The 25720-nt window shown below is 44.4% G+C and carries 28 protein-coding genes; 2 read left to right on the forward strand and 26 right to left on the reverse strand.

Features of this window, described 5'->3' with window-relative positions:
• Positions 1-64 precede the first annotated feature (64 nt).
• Positions 65-775, forward strand: coding sequence for an RNA polymerase sporulation sigma factor SigK (gene sigK / locus GRQ40_RS13460; protein WP_066146007.1), 711 nt, complete (start codon positions 65-67; stop codon positions 773-775).
• A 345-nt stretch (positions 776-1120) separates the two neighbouring features.
• On the opposite strand, the gene GRQ40_RS13465 is transcribed toward sigK, so the two are convergent.
• The 5 genes from GRQ40_RS13465 to GRQ40_RS13485 form a co-directional block, all read right to left on the reverse strand.
• Entirely contained in the window at positions 1121-1366 is a 246-nt protein-coding gene (locus GRQ40_RS13465) for a YrhC family protein (RefSeq protein WP_159720170.1), read from the reverse strand.
• Positions 1367-1438: 72 nt separating this feature from the next.
• A complete protein-coding gene (locus tag GRQ40_RS13470; RefSeq protein WP_159720171.1) occupies positions 1439-2572 on the reverse strand; it encodes a bifunctional cystathionine gamma-lyase/homocysteine desulfhydrase in 1134 nt (377 codons plus the stop codon).
• The gene (locus tag GRQ40_RS13475; RefSeq protein WP_159720172.1) at positions 2573-3496 is read right to left on the reverse strand and encodes a PLP-dependent cysteine synthase family protein; all 924 of its coding nucleotides are present in this window, start codon (positions 3494-3496) and stop codon (positions 2573-2575) included. It lies immediately after the preceding gene.
• A gap of 53 nt (positions 3497-3549) precedes the next feature.
• Entirely contained in the window at positions 3550-4251 is a 702-nt protein-coding gene (gene mtnN, locus GRQ40_RS13480; RefSeq protein WP_159720173.1) for a 5'-methylthioadenosine/S-adenosylhomocysteine nucleosidase, read from the reverse strand.
• Positions 4252-4269: 18 nt separating this feature from the next.
• Entirely contained in the window at positions 4270-4911 is a 642-nt protein-coding gene (locus GRQ40_RS13485; protein WP_066146046.1) for a class I SAM-dependent methyltransferase, read from the reverse strand.
• A gap of 375 nt (positions 4912-5286) precedes the next feature.
• Between GRQ40_RS13485 and GRQ40_RS13490 the strand changes: the two genes are divergently transcribed.
• Positions 5287-5493 (forward strand): YrzA family protein, encoded by a 207-nt coding sequence (locus GRQ40_RS13490; protein WP_044744624.1) that lies wholly within the window; start codon positions 5287-5289, stop codon positions 5491-5493.
• 29 nt (positions 5494-5522) lie between these two features.
• Here the strand turns inward: GRQ40_RS13490 and GRQ40_RS13495 are convergent, their stop codons facing one another.
• The 21 genes from GRQ40_RS13495 to GRQ40_RS13595 form a co-directional block, all read right to left on the reverse strand.
• Positions 5523-6146, reverse strand: a complete 624-nt coding sequence (locus GRQ40_RS13495; RefSeq protein WP_159720892.1) for a YrrS family protein — start codon at positions 6144-6146, stop codon at positions 5523-5525.
• A 110-nt stretch (positions 6147-6256) separates the two neighbouring features.
• Entirely contained in the window at positions 6257-8032 is a 1776-nt protein-coding gene (locus GRQ40_RS13500) for a peptidoglycan D,D-transpeptidase FtsI family protein (protein ID WP_159720174.1), read from the reverse strand.
• A 55-nt stretch (positions 8033-8087) separates the two neighbouring features.
• A complete protein-coding gene (greA, locus tag GRQ40_RS13505) occupies positions 8088-8564 on the reverse strand; it encodes a transcription elongation factor GreA (protein WP_159720175.1) in 477 nt (158 codons plus the stop codon).
• Positions 8565-8720: 156 nt separating this feature from the next.
• Positions 8721-9356 (reverse strand): uridine kinase, encoded by a 636-nt coding sequence (udk, locus tag GRQ40_RS13510; protein ID WP_159720176.1) that lies wholly within the window; start codon positions 9354-9356, stop codon positions 8721-8723.
• 1 nt (position 9357) lies between these two features.
• Positions 9358-10623 carry a peptidase U32 family protein gene (locus GRQ40_RS13515; RefSeq protein WP_159720177.1) on the reverse strand — a complete coding sequence of 422 codons (1266 nt, stop codon included), beginning with the start codon at positions 10621-10623 and terminating at the stop codon, positions 9358-9360.
• 24 nt (positions 10624-10647) lie between these two features.
• Positions 10648-11577, reverse strand: coding sequence for a peptidase U32 family protein (locus tag GRQ40_RS13520; protein ID WP_159720178.1), 930 nt, complete (start codon positions 11575-11577; stop codon positions 10648-10650).
• On the reverse strand, positions 11574-12227 hold the full coding sequence (locus GRQ40_RS13525) for an O-methyltransferase (RefSeq protein WP_044744630.1): 654 nt from the start codon (positions 12225-12227) through the stop codon (positions 11574-11576). Before GRQ40_RS13525 ends, GRQ40_RS13520 begins: the two co-directional genes overlap by 4 nt.
• A gap of 116 nt (positions 12228-12343) precedes the next feature.
• A complete protein-coding gene (gene mltG / locus GRQ40_RS13530; RefSeq protein ID WP_080862259.1) occupies positions 12344-13438 on the reverse strand; it encodes an endolytic transglycosylase MltG in 1095 nt (364 codons plus the stop codon).
• A gap of 111 nt (positions 13439-13549) precedes the next feature.
• The gene (locus GRQ40_RS13535) at positions 13550-13843 is read right to left on the reverse strand and encodes a DUF1292 domain-containing protein (RefSeq protein ID WP_044744632.1); all 294 of its coding nucleotides are present in this window, start codon (positions 13841-13843) and stop codon (positions 13550-13552) included.
• Between the two features lie 14 nt (positions 13844-13857).
• A complete protein-coding gene (gene ruvX / locus GRQ40_RS13540; RefSeq protein WP_044744633.1) occupies positions 13858-14274 on the reverse strand; it encodes a Holliday junction resolvase RuvX in 417 nt (138 codons plus the stop codon).
• A gap of 12 nt (positions 14275-14286) precedes the next feature.
• Entirely contained in the window at positions 14287-14544 is a 258-nt protein-coding gene (locus tag GRQ40_RS13545; RefSeq protein WP_044744634.1) for an IreB family regulatory phosphoprotein, read from the reverse strand.
• A 73-nt stretch (positions 14545-14617) separates the two neighbouring features.
• Complete coding sequence (gene alaS / locus GRQ40_RS13550; RefSeq protein ID WP_044744635.1) at positions 14618-17254, reverse strand: alanine--tRNA ligase; 2637 nt, start codon at positions 17252-17254, stop codon at positions 14618-14620.
• A 333-nt stretch (positions 17255-17587) separates the two neighbouring features.
• Positions 17588-18649: an AI-2E family transporter gene (locus tag GRQ40_RS13555; RefSeq protein WP_369824171.1), complete on the reverse strand. Its 1062-nt coding sequence runs from the start codon at positions 18647-18649 to the stop codon at positions 17588-17590.
• A 91-nt stretch (positions 18650-18740) separates the two neighbouring features.
• Positions 18741-18875 (reverse strand): DUF3918 family protein, encoded by a 135-nt coding sequence (locus tag GRQ40_RS13560; RefSeq protein ID WP_172798665.1) that lies wholly within the window; start codon positions 18873-18875, stop codon positions 18741-18743.
• 21 nt (positions 18876-18896) lie between these two features.
• The gene (locus GRQ40_RS13565; protein ID WP_044744703.1) at positions 18897-19088 is read right to left on the reverse strand and encodes a hypothetical protein; all 192 of its coding nucleotides are present in this window, start codon (positions 19086-19088) and stop codon (positions 18897-18899) included.
• Positions 19089-19191: 103 nt separating this feature from the next.
• Entirely contained in the window at positions 19192-21549 is a 2358-nt protein-coding gene (locus GRQ40_RS13570; RefSeq protein WP_159720179.1) for an SF1B family DNA helicase RecD2, read from the reverse strand.
• 20 nt (positions 21550-21569) lie between these two features.
• Complete coding sequence (locus GRQ40_RS13575; protein WP_080862254.1) at positions 21570-22232, reverse strand: tetratricopeptide repeat protein; 663 nt, start codon at positions 22230-22232, stop codon at positions 21570-21572.
• Between the two features lie 76 nt (positions 22233-22308).
• A complete protein-coding gene (gene mnmA, locus GRQ40_RS13580) occupies positions 22309-23424 on the reverse strand; it encodes a tRNA 2-thiouridine(34) synthase MnmA (RefSeq protein WP_159720180.1) in 1116 nt (371 codons plus the stop codon).
• Positions 23425-23436: 12 nt separating this feature from the next.
• The gene (locus GRQ40_RS13585; RefSeq protein ID WP_159720181.1) at positions 23437-24582 is read right to left on the reverse strand and encodes a cysteine desulfurase family protein; all 1146 of its coding nucleotides are present in this window, start codon (positions 24580-24582) and stop codon (positions 23437-23439) included.
• A gap of 23 nt (positions 24583-24605) precedes the next feature.
• The gene (gene cymR, locus GRQ40_RS13590) at positions 24606-25022 is read right to left on the reverse strand and encodes a cysteine metabolism transcriptional regulator CymR (RefSeq protein WP_044744641.1); all 417 of its coding nucleotides are present in this window, start codon (positions 25020-25022) and stop codon (positions 24606-24608) included.
• A gap of 10 nt (positions 25023-25032) precedes the next feature.
• Positions 25033-25671, reverse strand: a complete 639-nt coding sequence (locus tag GRQ40_RS13595; protein WP_159720182.1) for a YczE/YyaS/YitT family protein — start codon at positions 25669-25671, stop codon at positions 25033-25035.
• Positions 25672-25720 lie beyond the last annotated feature (49 nt).

Below are 25720 nucleotides of genomic sequence, written 5' to 3' on the forward strand. Positions count from 1 at the left end.
AATCTTCCCTGTTCATACATATAAAATAGGCACATGCCTAAAACGAAAAGGGTGGGGTGAAGACATGTCTGGCATTTTTTCCGCATTGGCATTCCTTATCAAAGAGTTAATGTTTCTAGTCTCATATATTAAAAACAACGCATTTCCCCAACCACTAAGTGCTCAAGAAGAGGAAAAATATTTACAGAGAATGGCAGAAGGCGATAAAGAAGCGCGAAACCTGCTTATTGAGCATAATTTGCGGCTTGTCGCTCACATTGTCAAAAAATTTGAGAATACAGGAGAGGACGCAGAGGATTTAATCTCGATCGGCACCATCGGCTTAATCAAAGCCATTGAAAGCTACTCCCAAGGAAAAGGAACCAAGCTGGCAACCTACGCAGCAAGATGTATTGAAAATGAGATTCTTATGCACCTTCGCTCTTTGAAAAAAACAAAGAAGGATGTATCCCTTCATGAACCCATCGGACAGGATCGCGATGGAAATGAAATCAGCCTTATCGACGTGCTGAAATCTGAAGGGGAGGATGTCGCCGACGAGATTCATTTAAACATGGAAATCGAGCAAGTCAAAAAGTACATTGATGTGCTGGATGAACGGGAAAAAGAAGTGATTATCAGCCGTTTTGGACTGGATTTGCAAAAGGAAAAAACCCAGCGCGAAATCGCCAAGGAGCTCGGCATTTCCAGAAGCTACGTCTCCCGCATCGAAAAGCGAGCATTAATGAAAATGTTCCACGAATTTTATCGAAATGAAAAAGAGAAGCGGAGATAGAGAAAATTCAGAGGAGGAGCTTCATTTAGCTCCTCCTTTCTACTTCACTCCGCTTCTACGCTGACTTCTGCGCTAATAATGAGCGCAATTGACGCTGTAATAACAATCCCCATCACCATGGCGAACATCCCTTTTTCCTCCCTTAACGGTTGTTTATTTTTATTTTACATCGATGAAAAGCAGGGAACGCAGCGGGTTTTTGAACAATTTGCGAAATTCGTTCTAGAGGCAATCAGGATGGCTATAGTCCATAAGTCCTTATTAAATAGCCATCATTCATTGTAAGTAATCCGGCCTATAAAACCATAAAAAAAGCCGATCCTTCCTTTGTGAAGGATCAGCTTTCTATAGAGACATTTCGTCCTCATCTTCAAGCATTCGCCTGCATGAGGCTGAACGGCGCAGAAAATAGATCGAAGCGGCCAAAAAAGCCGCGATTGCAATAAGGATCAATGGCTTTTTGCCGGCTTCGAGCGCACCAGGTAAAATCACACCGAGATAAAACAGCGCGCCGATCGCCAACAAAACGAGACTGTACATTTTATAATCATTCACCTTCGCGCGAAGCTGCTTTCGTTCCCGTTGACGCAATTCCGCTTCCCTCCCTGATCCGTGCTTCTCTTTTCACTGTACCATAGGAAGGCGAAAAGAAGGCGATGTAATTTATGCCAATGCTTGTGCTAAATCCTCTAGCAAGTCTTCCACATCTTCAAGGCCAACCGAAATGCGGACAAGTCCATCAGTAATGCCAAGCTCTTCACGCCGCTCTTTTGGAATGGAAGCATGTGTCATTTTTGCTGGAAGCGAAATCAAGCTTTCTACAGCTCCAAGGCTTTCCGCCAGGGTAAAATATTGAACGCGGTTTAATAACTGATCCGCTTTTTCAGCGCTTCCCACATCAAACGATACCATGCCGCCAAAGCCGCGCATTTGCTTTTTCGCAATTTTATGATTCGGATGCGTTTCAAGTCCTGGATAGTAGATGTTTTTCACTGCTGGATGTCCTGCTAAAAACTCAACAATTTTGCGCGTATTTTGCTCGTGCTCTTCCATGCGGATACCGAGCGTTTTTATACCGCGCATTAACAGCCATGAATCCTGCGGGCCGAGAATGCCGCCAGTTGAATTTTGAATAAAATGCAAATCTGTAGCTAACGGCTCCGAATTTACAACAACAAGCCCTGCGACCACATCACTGTGACCCCCCAAATATTTCGTTGCGCTATGAACGACGATATCCGCACCAAGCGCAATCGGTGTTTGCCAATATGGAGTGCTGAAGGTGTTATCGACAATCGTCAGCAATCCGTGCCGTTTGGCGATGGCTGCCGCCTCTTTCAAATCCGTAATTTTTAATAACGGGTTGGTTGGCGTTTCGATGTAGATGGCTTTTGTGTTCGGACGCAGCTGCTTTTCAATGTTCGTTAAATCGCTTGTATCCACAAATGTCGATTCAATGCCAAGGCGGTGGAGCACTTTTGTCATGACACGGTACGTACCGCCATACACATCATCCGTTAAAATGACATGATCGCCGCTATTGAACAGCATCATGACCGCTGTAATCGCCGCCATGCCTGAACTGAAGGCAAAGCCTGCATAGCCTTCCTCAAGGTCTTTTATAAGCTCTTCTAGAGCATGGCGTGTTGGGTTTCCTGTGCGGGAATATTCATAGCCTTTATGTCCGCCGACGCCCTCTTGCTTATACGTACTCACTTGATAAATCGGCACTGATACGGCTCCCGTATGCGGATCGCCAGCAACTCCGCCATGGATCAGCTTCGTTTTCCGTCTCATTTATATCCCACCTTCGTAAATTTTTTTGCTTAAATACCGTTCGCTGCTATCTGGAAAAATCACGACAATATGGGTCCCAGACGGCGCCTGAAGAGCCTCAAGCATAGCGGCGTGGAAAGCGGCGCCTGAAGAGCTGCCAACGAGCAACCCTTCTTTTGCTGCTAATTCCTGCACGCGTCGGAAAGCATCTTCATCGGTGATCGTATGAATGGCATCAAAGTAGCTCTCATCCATATATTCTGGAAGAAACTCCATACCGATCCCTTCCGTTTTATGTGGCCCCGGCTCTCCTCCATTTAAAATAGAGCCTTCTGGTTCAACAATGACGGTTTTGATGCCCGCATTTTTTTCCTTCAAAAATTGCGCCGTTCCCATGAATGTTCCGCCTGTCCCCGCACCAGCTACAAAAATATCAATGTTTCCATCAAGCTGCTCCCAAAGCTCTGGACCGAGCGTTTTGTAATACGTTCTTGGATTCGCCGGATTGGCAAATTGCTGTGGGCAATATGAATTTGGAATTTCTGCTAGCAGTTCTTTCGCCTTTTTAATCGCTCCCTGCATTCCATCGCTCGTTGGTGTATGAACAACTGTTGCGCCAAGCGCCCGCATGAGCTGCTGTTTTTCCACGCTGAATTTTTCCGGCACACAAAAAATCACATTGACGTTTTTGCCAATGGCCGCCAACGCTAATCCGATCCCTGTATTGCCAGCCGTAGGTTCAATAATGGTTCCACCTTCTTTTAGCTTGCCGCTTTCAAACGCATCCTGCAGCAATTCTTGGCCAAGGCGATCTTTTACGCTTCCACCCGGATTCAAATATTCCAGTTTAGCAAACAAACGCACGCCTTTTGGCAGAGGGAATCGGGTAATTTCCACAATCGGAGTATTTCCGACTAATTCGTGAACACTTTTGGCTACTTTCATGCTGTCACCTCTTTCTTCATCATGAAAAAAGGAGAGAGCATTCCCTCTCCTTCCTATGAATGTTTTAATTCATCCACCATCATTTGAACAAGCTCGGAAGAATGGAGCGCTGCTTTGTGCAAAAATTGCTCAAATGACACGTTTGATTCTTTACCAGCAATGTCAGAAAGGGCGCGAATCACAACGAACGGGACGCCAAATTGGAAGCATACTTGCGCAATGGCTGCCCCTTCCATCTCCACTGCATGCAAATCTGTTAGCTTCTCGCGCACAAATGCTACTCGTTCCGGATCGCTCATAAATGAGTCGCCTGTCGCAATCAAGCCTTTGACCACTTGGATTCCTTGAATGCGCTCAGCACTTGCTTCCGCGATAGCAACAAGTTTAGCATCCGCCGCATAGCGTGCAGGCATACCAGGTACCTGCCCATATTCATAGCCGAATACCGTCACATCAACATCATGATGAACAACCTCGCTGGAAATGACAATATCCCCCACATTGAGCGAAGCGGAAAATCCGCCTGCGGAGCCTGTATTAATCACATAATCCGGCCGAAAACGTTCAAGCAAAATCGTCGTTGACATGGCCGCATTGACCTTGCCGATTCCTGATTTTAATAAAATAACATCAACACCGTTTAATGTTCCTGTGTAAAATTCGCAATTGGCAGCAACCGTATCTTGACGGTTGTCCATTTTTTCTCTTAAAATGGCGACTTCTTCTTCCATCGCTCCAATAATTGCTACCTTCATCCCTTCAACCTCTTTCACCTATTGTTTCGTAGCCTCCATCAACCAAACAAAACGGTTCATCGGTACAAAAGATACAGAGAATCCGTGCTTCGTAAACATGCTCTCAAGCACCGGCAATGTCGGATAGTATTCGCGCTTTAAATCTTCAGCCAAATCATGAAACCCTTTTTCCTTTGCTTCGATGACCATTTGCTCGAAAGCCTCGCGATCGACGAAAGCTGTATCCGCAAACACTATTTTACCACCTTTGTTCAGCATCTTTCCATACTGGCTAATCGCTTGTTCTTTTTCTTCATCTGTCAGGTGATGGAAAGCATATGTGCTGACAATCGTATCAATCGGTTCATTCGGCAATGGAAAGCTTAAAAAATCGCCGTCCTGAATCGTGACCGTATCGCCCAGCTTTTCAAACGCCTTTTGGCGCATCGGCTCCGAAGGTTCAATACCATAAACCGTTTTGCCGCTGCGAAGCAATTTTTGCGTTAAATTTCCTGTGCCGACGCCAAACTCCAACACAACATTTCCTGATTTTCCAACAACTGTATTTAAAATCGTATCATATTCAGCAAATACATCTCGATATTGCTCGTCATGTCCATGAACAGATTCATCATATGACTGTGCCCACGTTTCAAATAAATCAAGGAATTCTCTACCCATCGATGTCACACTCCAAAATTTTTATAATTCATATAAGTATACTATGAATTAACTGCTATGCTGTTCTCAATCTATCATATTTTTTTCATTTGTTCAATGAAAATATGCTACACTACATGTGTATATAGAGAATTGGGCAGGTCCATTATTTTCGTTGCTTCGGTTAGGCGATTGTTTGATTCCGACGGTCGGGTGACCGAATTATATTGTGCTGCTTCCAAACCAATGAATTGGACTCGTCATTTGCTTCTCTGTCACGCACTTTAGCGTGACGACGGCACGTTCACTTGCGTCCGATCGCCGAAAAATAGAGCTTTTCCAAGCAATCATAAGCGCAATTGCCTATTTGTATAAATTAAGAAGGAGGGATAGCCATTGAACATTTCGCTTGACTTGATCCAAGATAAAGTCGAATGCTTTGAAGCCGCAGATTTAGCCACCTTAGAGAAAAAAATCAATGAACAAATCGAGCATAATAAAGCGCTTTTGCTCGAGGTTCATCATGTTTCCCATCAAATGCACGTCTCAGCAAACGGACAACGGTTTTACAGCGCCGTTGTTCATTTCAAAGCCAAAAAATAAACGGATTTCTCGCTTATGGAGAAATCCGTTTAATTTTTTAGCTGTTGCATTTTCGTCGGTTTCCATCCTTGATTTTCCACCCATTCAATATACACGCGATATTTGGCGCTTTTGTCCTTAGGAGAAATGGTAGCCACCGCTTTATTCGGACCATTGTTGCCAATAAACCACACAATCATATCTGCTGGCGACACTCCAGTGGCATAGCTGACAGCATCCAGCATTTCCTTCCAATCGACTGAATTCTCGTCAAATTGAGTGACATGCGGCTCTGTTTGCGTCGTCCCAATTGGCTGCCACGATGGATTAATAATTTCCTTCAACACTCCAGAAGAAGGATCGCCAGCTGTTTCAATTACTTCCTGTGATGGTTGTTCTTCTTCGGATGGCTGTTCCTCTTCATCAGCTGTTTCACCGTCCTTCTCTTGTGTTGTTTTTGTATCGCCTATTTCTACTTCCACCTTTTCATCGTCCTCTTCTTTTTTCTTTATGACTTTTTCTTTTGTCGCTGGCTGTGCGCTGTCCTTATCATCGTGCGAGAAAAGCAGCTGCCAGCTAAAAAAGATAATCAGCATTAACACGCACACAAGAGCGATATTTAACACGCGATTGATCTTTCGGCGTTTGGCACGCTGTTCAAAACGCGAATTCATTTCTTTTTCTTTTGCCAATCCTATCCCTCCCTGCGTCCTTACGATCGTTTTTATTGTAACATTTTGCTTCATCCTCATAAACGATTTCTTGATGATTTCGGATTTCCGTCCTATGAATGTTGTTTCGTATCAAACTCATATATTCTCTTGACAATATCATAAAATACATCATTTGTCACAGCTTGTGAGTTCGGACTGTCAAGATCAACAACAACCAGCACATATTTAGGCGCTTCTGCTGGAAAATAGCCCGCAAACCATTTATTAATCAGCGCTTCTCCATTTGCCGCCTTTTTTTCCGTTTGCGCCGTTCCCGATTTGCCTGCTACCGCATAGGGAAGCGTTTGAAATCTCCGGCCTGTGCCGCGCTCATCGGTAACGACCTTGCGAAGCAGCTCCTGCAATTTCGTCACTGTCGACCGCGACAGTGATCCTTCATTCGAAAACGGCTGCTTATGAAACGAAAAGAAGGTGGTTCCATTTTTATAGAGCATCTTCTCGACGGCTCTTACCTGTTCTGCTTCTCCTCCCCTAGCAATCGTGGCCATCATGTTAGCGATAGCAAGCGGAGAAACACGGACATTTTTCTGTCCAATCGACGTTTGCGCTATGGCTAGAGGAACGGACTTGTCGCTTTTGTCATACCAAATCGTCCCGCTTTTTTCTTCAGGAAGCTGGCGGAAATTTTTAAAATGATATACATCTCCCTCCCAGCCGACAAGCGGATACAAACCAAGCATTTGCGCATATTGTTCAATGACGTTAGGGTCTTGCTTGACAAGCTCTTTTCCTAAAGTAGCAAAAGCGTTGTTGCAGCTGACAGCAAAACTTTCATCGAAAGGCAGCACGCCATAAGAATGCTCCGTATCAGGGGTAGCGCCGTCAATTTTTCGACTGCAATCAAATGCTCGTTTGTTAGTAGCCACCCCTTTATCGATAGCAGCAGCAGCGATCACCGTTTTAAAGACCGAGCCAGGAATTTGCGGGAGAAGCATTTGATTTTCCGCGGCATTATTTTTATATGGATCACGCGGATCCATCGCTGGTCGGCTGGCCATCCCCAAGACGCTATTTGTCTCTACATCCAACAGCACAGCTCCTCCTTTTTTCAATTGGCGCTCCTCTAATACCTCCTCCATTATTCGCTGCAAGTTGCGATCGAGTGTTGTCTGAACCGTAATCGGATAAAAAGGATTTCCCGGATCGTTATATTTCACATCAATGCCAAATAACGGCCCGCCTTCTGCATCGACATGGTATAACAGCTTTGTTTCTCCCTCAGGCAGCAAAAATTCATCAAATGCCTTTTCTAATCCATGAATCCCGATTTTTGTGTGCGGCGAAAGGTTCCGGTCACGATAACGCTCTCGCAGCAGTTGCGGATCCTCTCGTGTAAAACCGAGCAGATGTTCAGCATACGGATGCTCCAATGGATATTGTTTATTAATGGCCAGGACACCCGGAATGTGGAGCTGGTTAATTTTTTTTATTTGGTTCTTTGTTAATGAAAGCGGTCTGTCTTCCGCTAAAAGCACAAACGGTTCTTTCGCATCTTGTAGCTGTAAACGAATGGAGCTTGCGGAAACGTGTAAAATGTCCGCCACCTTTTCCACCGGCCAATCCATTTTCTTTAAAAAAGGAAACAGGATAAGGGAAGGAACAGATTGTTCTGCAAGCGGCTGACCGCTGCGATCCACAAACGTTCCGCGCCCATCGCTAATGACCATTTCTTGTGTTCGCTGAGCCACGCTTTCCTCAATTAAATTCACATGATTTTTTGAAAATGATTCCGTGCTCACTAGTTGAATTTGGACGAGACGGCCAATTAATAAAAAAATGCCAAGTTGTATAAGTGCACTCATGATGATCATCCGTTTTTTGCTCATAAAAAACACCTCGTCTTCATTGTTGACGAGGTGTAAGATTTTAAAACCTTTTCTATTACTGTACAGCTACGATTTTGACAAGCATCTCGCCGCCAGGTGTTTGTACGCTGACTTCATCGCCTACTTTTTTCCCGATTAGCGATTTAGCAATTGGTGAATCATTGGAAATTTTTCCTTCAAACGGATCCGCTTCAGCGCTTCCGACAATCGTATATGTTTCTTCTTCACCATCAGGCAGCTCAACAAAAGTCACAGATTTTCCAAGAGATACAATATCTGGATTTTCAGTGTCTTCTTCGATAATTTGCGCATTGCGAATCATGTTTTCTAATGTTTGGATACGTGATTCTACAAAGGCCTGTTCATCTTTTGCCGCATCGTACTCGGAGTTTTCGGAAAGATCGCCAAATCCGCGTGCGATTTTGATGCGTTCAACGACTTCCTTGCGTTTGACCGTTTTTAAATATTCAAGCTCCTGTTCAAGTTTCTCCTTCCCTGCTTTCGTCATTGGATATTGTTTTTCATTTGACATATCCCCTTACCTCCTTAAATATTTATGTATATAAAAGGTACGAACGGCAAAGCGCGTTCGTACAAATAAGGCTTTATGAATATGCATATCCCTTAAGCCAAATGTCCGCGAACGGTAAGAAACGTTCATCCTTCATATGTTATCTATGCTATGTTATTACAAAAAAGACTTTTGTTCAAGAATTGTTTGAATTTTTGTAACCATCAAATCGATCGCTACGTGATTGTGACCGCCTTCCGGAATAATAATATCGGCATACCGCTTCGTCGGTTCAACAAATTGGTTGTGCATAGGACGAACGACTGAAACATACTGGTCAATCACGGATTCCAATGTTCGGCCGCGCTCGTTAATATCGCGCTGCAGCCGGCGAATAATCCGAATATCGGCATCTGTGTCTACATATACTTTAATATCCATTAAGTTGCGCAATCTCTCATCTTCTAATACGAGAATTCCTTCTAAAATAATTACATCTTTCGGTTCGACATAAATGAATTCATCCGCTCTTGTATGCAGCGTGTAATCGTAAACCGGCTTTTCGATCGGCTCATAGCTGAGCAGCTTATGCAAATGCTCAATTAATAAATCATTATCAAAAGCTAAAGGGTGATCATAGTTTGTTTTTAGACGCTCTTCAAATGGAAGGTGGCTTTGATCTTTGTAGTAATAATCCTGCTCAAGCATTAAAATCGAATGCCCTTGAAAATGCTCATAAATGGCTCTGACAACACTCGTTTTCCCCGAACCGGAGCCGCCTGCGACTCCGATCACCACCGGCTTCTTCCCCATCTTAGCGCTCCTTTCTCATCATGTTGTACGGGAAGACATCCTTCTCTACTTTAAATTTTACGATTTGTAAAGGATGGCGCGCTGCATCGATCTCGTTTCCATCTTCATCCCAGATCGTGCCCACCACTTGGGTAAAGTTATCGATTTCCGGACCAAAAAATTCAACAACATCGCCAGGTTTAAAGAAATTGCGTTGCTGCAAAGTCACCATTTTCGTATCGCAGTCATAGTCCAACACAAAACCAGCAAAATCGTAGGTTGTTTTCTTGCTGTGAACCCCGAACATCTGTTCTTTATATCCTGGCACCCCTTCAAAAAAGGCAGGTGCGGTATCACGGTTGGCACATTTATCAAGCTCATCGAGCCATTCTTTTTGAATCACAAAATGGTCTGGATCGGCACAATAGGCATCGATCACTTTGCGATAGACGCTGACAACGGTGGCCACATAATGAATCGACTTCATCCGTCCCTCAATTTTTAAGCTATCAATGCCCAATTCGATCATTTTTGGAATAGATTGAATAAGATTTAAATCTTTCGGGCTCATGGCAAATGGATCATCATTTTCATCAAATAAAGCGATTTCCTGGCTGCCATCAAGCTTGTACAGATCATAATCCCAACGGCATGATTGACAGCAGCCGCCGCGATTGGAATCGCGAGCCGTCATATGGTTACTCAAGACACAGCGCCCTGAGTAGGCGATACACATCGCCCCATGGATGAAGGTTTCTATTTCAATATCCACCTTCTCTTTAATTTCACGAATTTCCTCAGCACTTGTTTCACGGGCCAGCACGACGCGCTCCAGTCCTTCTTCCTTCCAAAATTGCACCGCTTTCCAGTTAGCCAAAGATTGCTGGGTGCTTAAATGCACCTCTAGCTTTGGCGCTACCCGGCGAGCCGTTTCAATGATCAGAGGATCCGCCACGATAATGCCATGCACACCCGCTTCCTCAAGCCCCTGTAAATACTCCTCAAGTCCAGGGATATTTTCGTTATGAGCATAAATGTTTGTCGTCACATAAATTTTGGCACCATATTTATTGGCAAATTGGACTCCTTCTGCCATTTCTTCAAGCGTAAAATTGTCGGCGTTGGAACGAAGCCCATATTCTTGGCCGCCGATAAAGACAGCATCCGCTCCATAATGGACAGCTACTTTTAATTTTTCTAGGTTACCGGCAGGAGCAAGCAGCTCAGGCTTTTTCACAATCACACGCTTTCCATTCACGATTTGCGAAATTTGATCATTTTTCAACATACCGCTCCCTCCTTTATGTTGCATTTAATAAATCGTTTCTTTAAAAAAGAATCCTGTATCTAAAGGACGATGCTTTGGCTGAATCGCTTCAATTTCCTCCAACAGCTGCATTTTTTCCGCTTCATACTGCTCGCGGTTCCCCGCACATAAATCAATGGCACGGCGATAGATCGCTGTCACCTTCGTAATATAGTCCGATTCATGAAGCACACCGTCAATTTTAAAGCTATCGATTCCCGCATCCACCATTTCCTCAAGCTCGTCAATAATGCAAATATCATTCGGGCTCATAATGTGCGTCCCGTTTTCATCCTCAAAAATCGGATATTTGTTACCGCGCTCTTTGTCATGCAGAAACATTCCTTTTTCATACTTTTGCTTTTCAACTTCCATCATTTTTCCTTGATATTCAAAATAGTTGCCGATGAGCGACCGCTTTGATTGAAACATACATGTCATTCCATGCACTTGCACTTCAATCTCCACTTCTGCATGTTCTTTAATCTCCATAATGGCATCCATATTTAATTCACGTGCTAAAACCGCGCGTTTCGCGCCCTTTCGCCCCCAGTAGTTGCATGTATACCAATTGGTTGCCGTTGTTTCCGTATTCCAATGGAGCCTCATATGCGGAGCTACTTCACGTACAGTCATTAATACAGCAGGATCTCCAAATACGATAGCATCCACGCCGCTATCAGCTAAAAAACGAATATACTCACCTAGTTCGTCTATTTTCTCATTATGAAAAATCGCATTCATCGCCGCATACACGCGAATCCCATGCTGGCGGGCCACTTCCACCGCTTCCGCCATTTCAGCGCGCTTAAACTCTCCAGCTAAGCGCAAACCATAGCGTTGTTCGCCAACTATAACGGCATCCGCTCCTGCCTGCGCCAAAGCATGGATATGGGAAACGTCTGTCGGTGTTACAAGCAATTCTGGTTTTTTCACTGTTTCTCACCTCTTTTTCTCGATATGGCAATGCCGTCGCCGACCGGCAAAATGACGGTATCATAAGCTTCATTTTGCATCAGCCACTGATTATATTGGCGAATTTTCTTCACAAGCGAACGAATTCGCTTATTTTCAATCCCATCTCCTGCCGCCACAAGCCCTTTAAAAAGGACATTATCGGTAATGATAACGCCACGGGGAGCCAAAAACGGCTCGTACATTTCAAAAAACCGCTGATACTGCCCTTTTGCTGCATCGATAAAAATGGCATCAAATGGGGCATATTTTTCTACTTCGCTGGATACTTCAAGCGCATCGCCAAACAGCGCATGAATCTGATGAGCTGTTTTGGTTCGCTCTATATAAAAAAGCGCGTTTTCATACCGCTCTTGATCGCGTTCGACCGTAACGATCGTCGCATTCGGCAGCGCCAGCGCCATCCGAATAGCCGAATAGCCAATCGCTGTTCCGATTTCTAAAATGCGCATTGGCTGAATAAGACGCAAAACGTGCAACACCACTTCGATCCCGACAGCATCCATAATGGGCACACGATGCTCTTGGGCATAATCTTCCATTTCTTGGATTACTGTTTCGCGTTTTGGCATAAGATCTTGCAAATAGCGAATGATGTCATGCGATAACAAACGTGCTCCTCCTCGTAAAAATAAGAGTCCACATTAGACTCTTATGAACGAAATATATAGGATCATACCCATAACTTTATATATACTATCATAAAACGGGCAGAAATGCGAAATATTTATTCTTTTCCAATATACTTTGCCTTTTCGCGATTATGCTCAGCCAATGTGCTCGTAAAAATGACTTCGCCGGCTGGAGTAGCAAGAAAATAGAAATATCCGGTTTCTGCCGGCTCCAAAGCCGCCTCAATCGACATCTCTCCCGCATTTGCGATCGGGCCTGGCGGCAATCCTTGATGGATGTAAGTGTTATAAGGAGAATTGACCTTTAAATCTTCATAATAAACGCGTTCTTTATGCTTTCCTAGTGCGTAAAGCACCGTTGGGTCGGTTTGCAGCGGCATTCCGATGCGCAGACGGTTATAAAATACGCTCGCAATTTTTTGACGGTCAGCCTTTTCCGTTGCTTCTGCCTCAATGAGTGAAGCCATTGTCAATAGCCGATGGGTCGTAAATCCTTTCTCGGTTTTCTTTTCTTCATATTTTGCAAGCACTTCTGCCGTTTTGGCGATCATTGGCTCGATAATAGCAGGTAGCGGCGGTTTTTCTTCCGGGAAGGAATAAGTCGCTGGAAATAAATATCCTTCAAGCGGATAACGAATATTTTTGTTTAAGATATCTGGCGACAGAACCATCGGATATTTTTTGATCAGCTCTTGAATGTAAGCACGGTCATTAAGCTGATTCATGACCTGTTCCTGCTTATACCCTGTTTTTTGAGCGATAATCGTCGCGATTTGCGTTAACTGTTTTCCTTCCGGAATCGTGATTTTCAGCTTCATTTCCCTCATCACTTTTCCTGTTTTTAGTGAGGAAATGATTTCTTCTAACGTCATTGAGCGAGTCAATTGATAGTTTCCTGCCTGAAAATCAGCATGATTTTTAAATTTGACATAGTAGCGAAATACAGCTGCGCTTTTGATGATCCCCTTTTTTTCAAGGATTGCAGCAATATCGCTTACAGAAGAGCCAATGGGAATCGAGACTTGAACGGTTTTTTTATCCTCTGGATCGACAGGCTGAAGTGCAGATCGGATATATACATAACCGCCTATAACGGTTGTCAGCAACAATACGCAAACAAGCGCGCTAATCATAAAGACCACTTTTCTTACTGTTTGGATATCCTTTGAAGCAAATCCATTATGGTCCATATAATCCCTCCCTTCATTCTCGAGATATTATACTACAAATTTCTGCTTTTTTCTTCTATCTCTTATTTTTTTCTACAAAAAAAGACGGCCTTACCCGGCCGCCTTAGGAATTTATTCCTCGTCTTCTTCCTGATCCGCACAAAATGTATTCCATACTTCTTCGATCATATCCCATTCTTCTTCCGTTTCGATCGGCTGAAGTTCTCCTTCCTTCTCGCCTTCTCCTGAAATAAAAGCGGAAACGTGAATCTCTGTTTCTTCCTCGTCCTCGTACTCAACCCCAATAGGATAATAAAAAACGTACGACTTTCCAAAGTCCTCAGATTCAAATGTGAATAATACCTCGCATAGCTGCTCGTTTCCGTTTTCGTCTACGACTGTAATCTGCTTATCACCATGTTCCATGTTATTTCCTCCAATTATCGTTTACTGTCAAGATACGACTGCAGAATGATGACGGCTGCCATTTTATCAATCACTTGGCGCCGTTTTTTTCGGCTTACATCCGCAGCGATCAACATACGTTCTGCCGCTGTTGTCGACAGACGCTCGTCCCATAAAATAACGGGCAAGGAAAATTGGCGTTTCAGCCATTCCGCAAAACGCTGGCTCGCTTCGCCGCGTGGGCCAACTGTGCCGTTCATATTTTTAGGAAAACCGAGCACAATCGTTTCCACCTGATATTCTTCCATAATTTCACGAAGCCGCTCCAAGCCAAATTGCTTTTTTTCCTCATCAATCGGAATGGTTTCTACTCCTTGAGCGGTCCAACCGAATTCATCGCTCACGGCCACCCCGAGCGTTTTTGTCCCTAAATCTAATCCTAATATGCGCATAAATCAATCCTTTCAACGACTCTGTAAATAGAATTTCACCAATTCTTCAATTAATTCATCCCGTTCAATTTTCCGAATAAGCGTACGAGCATCTTTATGACGAGGGATGTAAGCTGGGTCGCCAGATAGCAAATAGCCGACAATTTGATTGATCGGATTATACCCTTTTTCTTGAAGAGCCTCATATACTGTCAATAATACTTCGCGAATATTCGTTTCTGGCGGCTCTTCCGAAAAATTGAACCGCATCGTTTGATCAAATGAGCTCACCGTTATGCACCTCGCTCTCCATTCACACTGGCATCGCCATACCTTACATCCATTGTACACCATTAGAGTGAAATTATAAAATGGATTTTACCCATTCTTCGACAAATTGCAAGGCTTCTCCTATTTTTTGCGGGTCTTTTCCTCCCGCTTGAGCCATGTCGGCGCGGCCTCCCCCGCTGCCTCCACAACGAACAGCCACTTCTTTAATCAGTTTGCCTGCATGATAGCCTTTTTCGACTAAATCTTTGGTTACGCCCGCAATGAGGTTTACCTTCTCGCCTTGTACGGAAGCAAGGACGATCACAGCTGAACCAAGTTTTTGTTTCAGTTCATCCACCATTGTGCGCAAGCTAGTCATATCTGCCGCATGGACTTTGCTTGCTAAAACTTGAATGCCGTTTACTTCTTGTACTCGATCGGCCAGATGAGCGGCTTCCATATTGCTGAGGCGCGCAGCTAACGATTCATTTTCACGCTGTAGCTGGCGGATTTCATTCATTAATGCTTCAATTCTTCCGACTACATCTTTTGGATTCGCTTTTAATTGCTGCGCTGCTTCCTGTAATAAAGCAAGCTGATCATTCATAAAACGGTAGGCGGCTTCTCCCGTGACCGCTTCAATCCGGCGCGTGCCAGCGCCAATGCCCGATTCGGACACAATTTTAAAAAGACCGATCGCTGCCGTGTTCGTTACATGGCAGCCGCCGCAAAGCTCTAAGCTGTAGTCCCCCACCTGAACAACGCGGACAATGTCGCCATATTTTTCACCAAAGAGCGCCATTGCTCCCATCGCTTTCGCTTCTTCAAGCGGCTTATAATCAATCTGAACAGGAAGGCTGCGCCAAATTTGCTCATTAACAATCGCTTCAATTTTCTCTAGCTCTTCTTGTTTCACTTGTCCAAAATGCGAGAAGTCGAAACGCAAACGTTCTGGAGTGACCAGCGATCCCGCCTGATTGACGTGCGTACCAAGGACATCTTTCAGCGCTTGGTGCAGCAAATGGGTGGCTGTATGGTTTTTGACAATACGGTTGCGTTTTTCTTCAAGCAGGTAGGCCTGATAAGTTTCGCCTTTCTTCAGTGTTCCCTTTTCGACCACCACATGATGCAAATGCTGACCATTTGGCGCTTTTTGCACGTCTTTTACATAAGCTTTCGCCGCTTCTCCTTCGATAAAGCCTTGATCGGCGATTTGACCGCCGCTTTCTGCATAAAATGGCGTCACATCAAGTATAATTTGCGCTTCTTCTCCTTCTTTTATTTCCTCAACAAGCTCGCCATTCTTCACGATAACAGCAATAGAAGAAGAAGTATGGAGCTCATCATAGCCAACAAATCGGCTCTCTACTTTGAGGCCGCCAAGTAAGCTGTCCTGCACTTGCATCGAATCGACATCTTGGCGCGCCGCGCGAGCCCGCTCGCGTTGACGCTCCATTTCTTGTTCAAAGCCGGCATGATCAATCGTCATTCCTTCTTCGGCGGCATATTCTTCTGTCAATTCAACTGGGAATCCATATGTGTCGTAAAGGCGGAACACATCTGTTCCAGAAATAGTGCGGCTGCCATTTGCTTTTTCTTTTTGGATAACGCTTGACAAAATGGCTAATCCTTCATGAAGCGTCTCATGGAAACGCTCTTCCTCATTTTTAATCACTTTTTGAATAAACTCCGTTTTTGCTTTCACTTCCGGATAGTAATCAACCATAATTTCACCGACTGTCGGCACTAATTCATACATAAACGGACGGTCGATATTCAGTTTCTTCGCATACCGCACCGCTCGGCGAAGCAGGCGACGCAATACATAACCGCGCCCTTCATTGGACGGCAAAGCGCCATCGCCAATCGCAAACGTCACCGTCCGAATATGGTCAGCGATCACTTTAAACGCGACATCTTTTTCCGCATCCACGCGGTATGTTTCGCCGGAAATTTGTTCTGTTGCTTGAATAATTGGCATAAATAAATCGGTATCAAAGTTAGTAGGCACATCTTGTATAATAGAGCACATGCGCTCCAAACCCATGCCTGTATCAATATTTTTCTTTGGCAGCGGCGTATAAGTGCCATCTGGATTATGGTTAAATTGAGAAAAAACAAGATTCCATACTTCTAAATAACGCTCATTTTCGCCCCCCGGATATAATTCTGGATCATTTGGATCATTACCGAATTGCTCCCCGCGGTCATAAAAGATTTCGGTATTCGGTCCGCTCGGGCCTTCTCCAATATCCCAGAAATTCCCTTCCAAACGAATGATCCGTTCTTTCGGCAACCCAATTTCTTTATGCCAAATTTCAAACGCTTCATCATCCTCCGGATGAATCGTAACAGATAAGCGGTCAGGATCAAAACCAATCCATCTTTCGCTTGTTAAAAACTCCCAAGCCCAATGGATCGCTTCACGCTTAAAATAATCGCCGATTGAGAAATTTCCGAGCATTTCAAAAAACGTATGGTGGCGCGCCGTTTTGCCGACATTTTCGATGTCGTTCGTACGAATCGATTTTTGGGCATTACAAATGCGCGGGTTATCTGGAATCACGCGCCCATCAAAATATTTTTTTAATGTTGCGACTCCGCTGTTGATCCATAGGAGCGACGGATCATCAATCGGAATTAAAGACGCGCTTGGTTCTACCGAATGTCCTTTTTCTTTAAAAAAGTCTAAAAACATTTGCCTAATTTGTGCTGATGTAAGCTTTTTCATCTTTCGTGCCTCCTTTAGTCATATTTATGATATAAAAAATAAACTCCCATCCCTTGCTCAGGGACGAGAGTTACGCTCGCGGTACCACCCTGCTTATGGACAAGACATCCATCACCTCGATAAGCCGTAACGTGGCTGCTCCGTCAGGTTTTTCCTGCGCTCGGGATTAGCGTTCTGTTACCCTTCATCTGGAATTTCTTTCAGCCGCGGAAATTCCTCTCTGTGCGCACGGGCGCGTTAAGATGGACTGTAACATACTCGATCCTTCATCGCCTTGTATGTATACATGTATACCTTTTCATTCAAAGATTATAGACAAGCGGCTTTCGTTTGTCAATGTGTACTAAAACGCTCGCGCGCATGTAAAACAGCCACCTTTAAAACCGCCACAAAAGGAACAGCAATAATCATTCCCACAATTCCAGCAAGCTCCCCGCCTAAAAACAAAGAGAGCATAATAATTAAGGGATGCATATGCAGGCTTTTTCCAACAATCAGCGGCGACAAAACATTTCCTTCGAGAAATTGCAATAAAAAAATAATCCCCATCACAATCATCATCATTTTTGCTGAAATCGTCGCAGCCAAAAGGGCCGCCGGTATCGCTCCAATAATCGGGCCAAAATAAGGAATGACATTCGTTGCGCCAATAATGAGCCCCAATAAAAGCGGATAATTCATGCCGGCAATCCAAAGTGAAAGCGCAGCCACTCCGCCAATTAAAGTGCAAACAAATAACTGGCCGCGGATATAATTCCCTAAAGACTCATCTACATCTTTTAGAAATTCGATTCCTTCTTTTCGCCACTTTTTCGGTGTTAGTTTCCAAACCGCTTGCTTCATTTCATCCATATCTTTTAACATATAAAAGGCGATAAATGGTACAAGTAAAAAGACCATCGCTGAATTTAAGATGCTTTTAACGCTTGTAACCGCCTTTGTCAACCAAAGGCCAAGCAAGGCCTCCACTTCAAGAATAGAGGTTTCCACGCGCTTGTGCATTTCTTTGGGCCATTTTGCTGTTTGGTCATGGATTTTCGTCGTCCATCCATGATACGTATCCGCCAGCATCGGTAAGCTTTTAGTCAGTTCCTGCAACTGATCAAGCAGCACAGGAATCCCTTTGTATGCACCATAGCCCACCCCTCCAAAAAACACGATATAAATCATTAAAATAGCTAGGGCTCTCGGAATTCCTCTTTTATGAATATACTCGACAAGCGGATGAAGCAAATAAGCGATAAAAGCCGCAATGATAAACGGAGTTAATACCGTAACAATGAGCCGTAAAACAGGCAGCCAGAAATCCCTCAATCTCATAATAAAATATAGAAGTATAACGACTAACAGCATTTTGGTAAGCCGAATGAAAAAGCGCATTTGCTCATTTTGCACGAATACCCCTCCTGTTCCCATAGTTTGAAAAGATGGAGAGGAGATTATACATCAAAAAAGGGAAGCCTTTATAAAGGCTCCCCCCTCTTTGTTACATAAATGAACGCATCATTTTCTTTCCCATCTTCTTCATTTTTCGCATATTCATACCACCATTGCGTTGAACAAGCTGGTAAGCTGCAACGCCCAAACCAATAGCAGCGAGCGATTTCATTGTACGATTCATGGTCATTCCTCCTCGCTTCCCTTAAGACGAAAGCGTTCGTTCTTCATCGCTGAATAAATCATCAAGCGAGCTGAGCGTTCCGTCTTCTTCGACTTGATGAGTATGAATCATCCCTTTATTGATGGTTAATTCAATAAAACAGTTCCAGCAATAATATTGATTCACACCTATTTTTCCCAAATCCTTACTTTGGCAATTTGGACATTTCAACACCAAAAGGCACGCTCCTCTTCACATCATTTACCTGTTATCTTAGACAAGCAGCTGTAAAAATATACATGGCTAAGGAAGAGCGCTTGATCCGTGCCTTACGCTTTTATTTTGCTTCTTCTATCATAAAGTCATACGGTGAAACGTTTTCCATCCCGATCCCCGCATCATCCAACGGCAACTCCATTTCATCAACAGGCTCAAACAGCTGTTGAATTTTTTCAGCTAATGTCGTTTGCCTCACCCCGTCATCACAGCGTGCCGTTCCAATGCGAAACGCTTCCTCCTCACCGCATAAAATTAAAAATTTTTTGCTTCTTGTCACTGCTGTATATAACAAATTCCGCTGTAGCATTCGATAATAGCTTTTCACCACCGGCAAAATCACAATCGGAAATTCACTGCCCTGTGCCTTATGAATCGAACAGCAATAAGCGTGGGTAATTTGTGTTAAATCCTGTCTCGTATAAGTGACTTCGTTTCCATCAAAGGATACGACAACCAAGTCCTGCTGTTCCGTATTCTCTTTCGCGTAAAAGATGGCGACAATTTCACCAATATCGCCATTAAACACATTTTGATCGGGTTGATTGACAAGCTGCAACACCTTATCGCCAACGCGATAAACCGTTTCGCCGCTGGACAGCTCGCGCTTTTGTGGCGATTTCGGATTAAACAGCTCTTGAAGCGTTCGATTGAGACGATCGATGCCGGCAGGACCGCGATACATTGGGGCGAGCACTTGAATATCTTTTACCGAATACCCTTTTTTCCACGCATTATCAGCAATTTGCCTCACGACATCAACCACTTGTTCAGCTTTACAGCGAATAAAGGAACGGTCTGTTTTCGGAGAGCTTAGATCAGCAGGAAGCTCCCCTTTTTTCATACAATGGGCCAATTCAATGATGGAGGATCCTTCTGCTTGACGATATACTTCGGTCAAGCGAATAGTAGGAATTCGCGACGTTTTTAACAAATCCTTTAATACTTGCCCCGGTCCGACTGACGGCAATTGATCCTCATCACCGACCAAAATGACTTGCATACCAGTTGGAAGAGACTTCAGCAATTGGTTAGCTAGCCATGTGTCTACCATGGACATTTCATCGACAATGAGCAAATTTCCTTCAATCGGTTCATCTTCATGATGAGTAAATCCTTCTGCAGCATTATAACCAAGTAAACGATGGATCGTCATCGCTGGTAATCCTGTCGCTTCGCTCATTCGTTTTGCGGCTCTCCCTGTTGGCGCAGCAAGCAAAATCGGAAAAGGATTTTCTTTATGATAATCCTTCGGGTCAAGCGAAACGCCGTGGAGGTCGGCAAAAATCTCCACAATCCCTTTTATCACCGTTGTTTTTCCCGTTCCCGGCCCGCCTGTCAAAATAAACAGAGGGGAAGAAATCGCTTGTTGAATCGCGTCCTTTTGCAACGGGCCATATTGTACATCCAACCGCTCCTCCAACCGGCCGAGCGCCAGCAAAAATTCCGCTTCTGGAAATCCTGTTACCTTTTGTTCAAGCAGGCGCTTTATATTGGTGATGATTCCTTTTTCCGCAAAGTAAAGAGTCGGAATATAAAAGCGGCCATCTTCATGAATGACTTTTCCCTCTTTGGCTAGATCAAGCAGTTCACGCTCAATCATGTCAGGAGGAATGTCCTCTCCTCTTTTCGATTCAAGCAGCTGCTTAGCTTTAAAAAGCAACTGTTCTTTTGTCACATATACATGTCCCTCTTGCAAACAATCGCTTTCGATGACATATAAACAGGCGGCTCGGACACGATCTGGATGGCTGCCGGAAAGGCCGAGCTGCTGGCCTAACTCATCGGCTCGCCGAAACCCAATCCCTTCTACATCCTCGACAAGCTGATACGGATTTTTTTGAATGACATCAAGTGCAGCTTCTTTATATACTTGGTAAATTTTCATTGACAGCTGCGGACCAAAGCCGAACTGAGAAAGAGCAATCATAATTTGTTCAAGGCCTTGGTGCTCCTTTAACGTTTCGTATAGCTCTTTCGCTTTGTTTTTCGGAAGCTTAGGCACTTTCGCGAGCGCTTCCGGATCTGCTAGTATCACTGAAATCGCTTGGTCCCCGAGCGCTTCCACAATTTGTTCCGCTGTTTTCTTTCCGATCCCCTTAAACAAATCGCTCGATAAATAATAGATCAACCCTTCCTTTGTTTGCGGCATTTCTTTTCGAAAATACTCGGCTACATATTGCCGTCCAAATCTGGGGTGATCTTTAAAAGCGCCGTAAAACACATAAACATCATGTTCGTTCATACGCGGGAAATATCCAGTTACAACAACCTCTTGCTCGTCATACCCTTCATTCGTTTCTTCAACGTGAATGCGGACCACGGAATAAAGGTTGCTTTCGTTATGAAAAATAGTGACGATATGCGTCCCTTTAATAAACGATTTTTCCCCTAACGCCCATGATTCTTGCCGCTGCAATTGGAATCCCTGCCTTTTTTTTATTTTTCCAGCGCTTTTTCCATCAATTTTTTCCCATGTCCTGCAAGCAAATGATCTGACTGTATGGCAAGCGCTTTGTTAAACATATGAAGTGCCTGCTGTGCATCATCTTTATAAGCATAAGCCACTCCTAAATTATAATAGGCATCGGCATGCCCTTCATCTAAAGCGACGGTTCTCTCGAAGCAGTTCATCGCTTCATCCACAAGTTCAAGCTGCGCTAAGCACAAGCCAAGCTGAAAAAGCGCTTCTGCATCGTTTTCGTTCAATTCGGAGGCGCGTTGCAAATACGGCAAAGCCAGACGCGGCTGCTCTAAAAGCAAGAGCGACATCCCGAGCATAAAAAATACATCGCCGTCCTCCATCCCTTTTTGCACCGCCTGTTCAAACATGTCCTTTGCCAAAACAAATTGCTGGCGATTATAGTAAAGAGAGCCAAGCCCATAGTAAGCAGTGGCCGCTTCTGGATCAAGCTCAAGCGCTTTTTTAAAAAAACGGATCGCTTTCTCTTCTTCCCCCACGGCCGCTAGTACATTTCCAAAATTAATGTAGCCGATTGGATCGTTTGGATTGGCTTCAATAGCTTCATGAAAGCATTTCACTGCTTCCTCATAGCGCCCTTGCTGCATGTGCTGAATGCCTAATGCATTTTGATTCTCCATCGTTTCCAACTCTCCCTTTTGCATTTATCTTAATGGAAAAACCCCAACTCCGCCAAGAGCTGAGGTTTTTGCAAAGCTATCCCACATACCAAAGCTTTTCTCCATTGCGGAAAATTTCATCAATGGTCCCGCCGCCAAGACATTCTTCTCCATCATAAAACACGACAGCTTGACCCGGCGTAACAGCACGAACGGGACGGTCAAATACAACGCGCACCGTCCGGTCGTCGATGATATGAACCGCAACGCCGTTATCCGGCTGACGATAACGGAATTTGGCGGTACATTTTAACGGTTCAGCCGGCACTTGATCCGATACCCAGCTGACATTCGTGGCGATGATCGAATCAGAATATAGCAGCTCATTCTCAAATCCTTGCGCAACATACAAAATATTTTCTTTCACATTTTTTCCAACGACAAACCATGGCTCGCCATTCCCGCCAATGCCGAGACCATGACGCTGTCCAATCGTATAATACATGATTCCGTCGTGCTTGCCCTTTATTTCGCCAGCAAGTGTTTGCATAGTTCCTGGCTGAGCTGGCAAGTAGTTACTTAAAAATTCTTTAAAATTCCGTTCACCAATAAAACAAATGCCTGTGCTATCCTTTTTCCCTGCTGTCGCCAGTCCTGCTTCTTTGGCGATTTGACGCACCTGCGCTTTTTCAAGCTCTCCAAGCGGGAACATGACTTTCGATAATTGGGCTTGTCCCAGCTGATTTAAGAAATAGGTTTGATCCTTGTTTTGATCAACCCCGCGCAGCATTTTATATTCGCCATCGCAATAGGCAACACGCGCGTAATGCCCTGTCGCCAAATAGTCGGCGCCAAGCGACATCGCATGCTCTAAAAACGCTTTGAATTTAATTTCTTTGTTGCACATCACATCCGGATTTGGCGTGCGCCCTGCTTTATACTCATCAAGAAAATACGTAAATACCTTCTCCCAATACTGTTTTTCGAAGTTTACCGCATAATAAGGAATGCCAATCTGATTGCAGACACGCATCACATCTTCATAGTCTTCCGTTGCCGTACACACCCCGTTTTCATCTGTGTCGTCCCAATTTTTCATAAAAATCCCGATCACATCATATCCCTGCTGTTTTAAAAGAAGGGCAGCCACCGATGAGTCCACCCCTCCGGACATGCCAACAACGACGCGCGTGTCTTTTGGTGCTTTGTTCATCTCTCTCCTCCTCTATTTGCTTACAAGTCTTTGAACAATTTTTACGGTTTCATACGCTGCCTTTTCAATTTGTTCTTCCGTATTTCCAAGCCCAAAGCTAAAACGGATCGAGGAGCGGATGCGGTCAGAATCCTTGCCAAACATCGCCACAAGAACATGCGATGGATCAATGGAACCCGCTGTACATGCTGAGCCGCTCGATACGGCGATTCCCGCTAAATCAAGATTCACAAGCAGCGATTCTACGTTCGTTCCCGGAAACGTGACATTCAATACATGCGGTAGCGCCTCCTGGTCATCACCGTTGACAGCGTATGAAATCCCCGCTTGCGCAAAAATAGCGAGCATTTTCTTTCTAAACGAACGGTACTTCTCTGCTTTTTCGCTCATCGTTTGCTGCGCAATTTCAACGGCTTTTGCCATCCCGACAATTCCGGCGACGTTTTCCGTTCCTGCCCGCCGTTTTCGCTCTTGCTCGCCCCCGTATAAACGAGGCATTAGCTTAACGGTTTCTTTAGCGTATAAAAAGCCAACACCTTTCGGCCCATTAATTTTATGTGCGGAAACAGACAACAAATCAATATGAAGTTGATTCACATCGATGGGGATCAGCCCATATGCTTGGACAGCATCCGTATGGAAAAAAGCCGGATGGTCTTTCAGCATTTCCCCAATCTGTTGAATAGGCTGCAACACTCCGGTCTCATTATTGCCAAACATGATCGAGACGAGGATGGTATCGTTGCGGAGCGCTTTTTTCAGATCTGTCAATGAAATTTTTCCATATTCGTCAACTGGAAGATAAGTAATCTCAAACCCTTGTTTTTCAAGATAATGACACGTGTGCAAAACAGCGTGATGCTCGACAGATGAAGTAATAATATGGGTGCCCTTTTCCCGGCTCGCTAAGGCCACTCCTACGAGCGCCAAATTATCCGCCTCTGTTCCACCGCTTGTAAAAATCACTTCCGAAGGTTTTGCGCCAAGGCTTTTTGCTACTGTTTCACGCGCTTCATCCAACGCAAGCCGGCTTTGCCTGCCGAAAAAATGAATGCTCGACGGGTTGCCGAAGCATTCTGTCATAAACGGCAGCATTCGCTCAGCGACGGCAGGATGAACGGGAGATGTCGCCGCATGGTCAAGATAAATACGTTCCAACCAAAATTCTCCTTTCTCACTGCTTAAATATAAAACATGTAGGATTCTTGATCCCCATTGCTATATTTCGCCAAATCTTCAAGTGTTGTGCTATCTAATACTTCCTGTACAGCATCACGAATGCGAATCCACAACTCACGCTTAGCCGGCTCTTCTTCTTCCAATTCTTCTACAGGGCTGATGGGCCCTTCAAGCACCCGAATCACATCTCCCGCCGTAATTTTCGCCGGATGATCGGCCAACACATAGCCGCCATACGCTCCGCGGATGCTTTTTACAAGCCCTGCATTTCTAAGCGGCGAAACGAGTTGCTCTAAATAATGCTCAGACAAATTATGCGTTTTTGCAATCGATCTGAGCGAAATCGGGCGATCTCCATATTTTTTTGCCAACTCAATCATCATTGTTAAACCGTAGCGACCTTTTGTTGAAATTTTCATCCTATTCCTCCTAACGACTTAAACCATTCATTCCCGTTTTCGCCACTGCCATCCGCGCCGTCCATTGCTGACATTGCGGCAGGGCGATGCCAATGACCTTGCCGATCGTAACACTAAAAACCAGCGTGCCAATCGATACAGGTCCTCCCAGTAGCCAGCCGACCAACAACACAAACACTTCCATCGCAATGCGGATGTACTCCACTCTCCATCCGGTTTTCTCCATCAATACGAGCATTAAGCTATCGCGCGGTCCAGCTCCCATCTTCGCCGAAATATAAAGTCCCATTCCATAGCCTGTTATGATGATTCCGCCAAAGAGCATCGCCATTTTCCCGATAAATGTATGGGGAGTTTGCAGTGCTGGGATCATCATATACATATCGATCATCAAGCCCACAAGCAGCATATTAAGAAAAGCCCCTATTTGGGGCCATTGTTTCGAAAGAAGCGAGGAAGCCGCCAAAACAATAATCCCCACAATAATAGACCATGTACCAATCGTCAAGCCAAACTGACGATATAGACCGATATGAAGCACATCCCATGGAGCGCTTCCCATGTCCGCCTTAATGGTTAAAACAATCCCAAACGACATGACCAATAAACCAAGAAAATAAACGGTCCAGCGAACAATCGACTCTTTCATATTCACGCCCCACTTTTTTAATCAATAAATCGGAAATCATTATACCATA

This window comes from Anoxybacillus sp. PDR2 (genome assembly GCF_009834045.1).
Taxonomy (GTDB): domain Bacteria; phylum Bacillota; class Bacilli; order Bacillales; family Anoxybacillaceae; genus Anoxybacteroides; species Anoxybacteroides rupiense.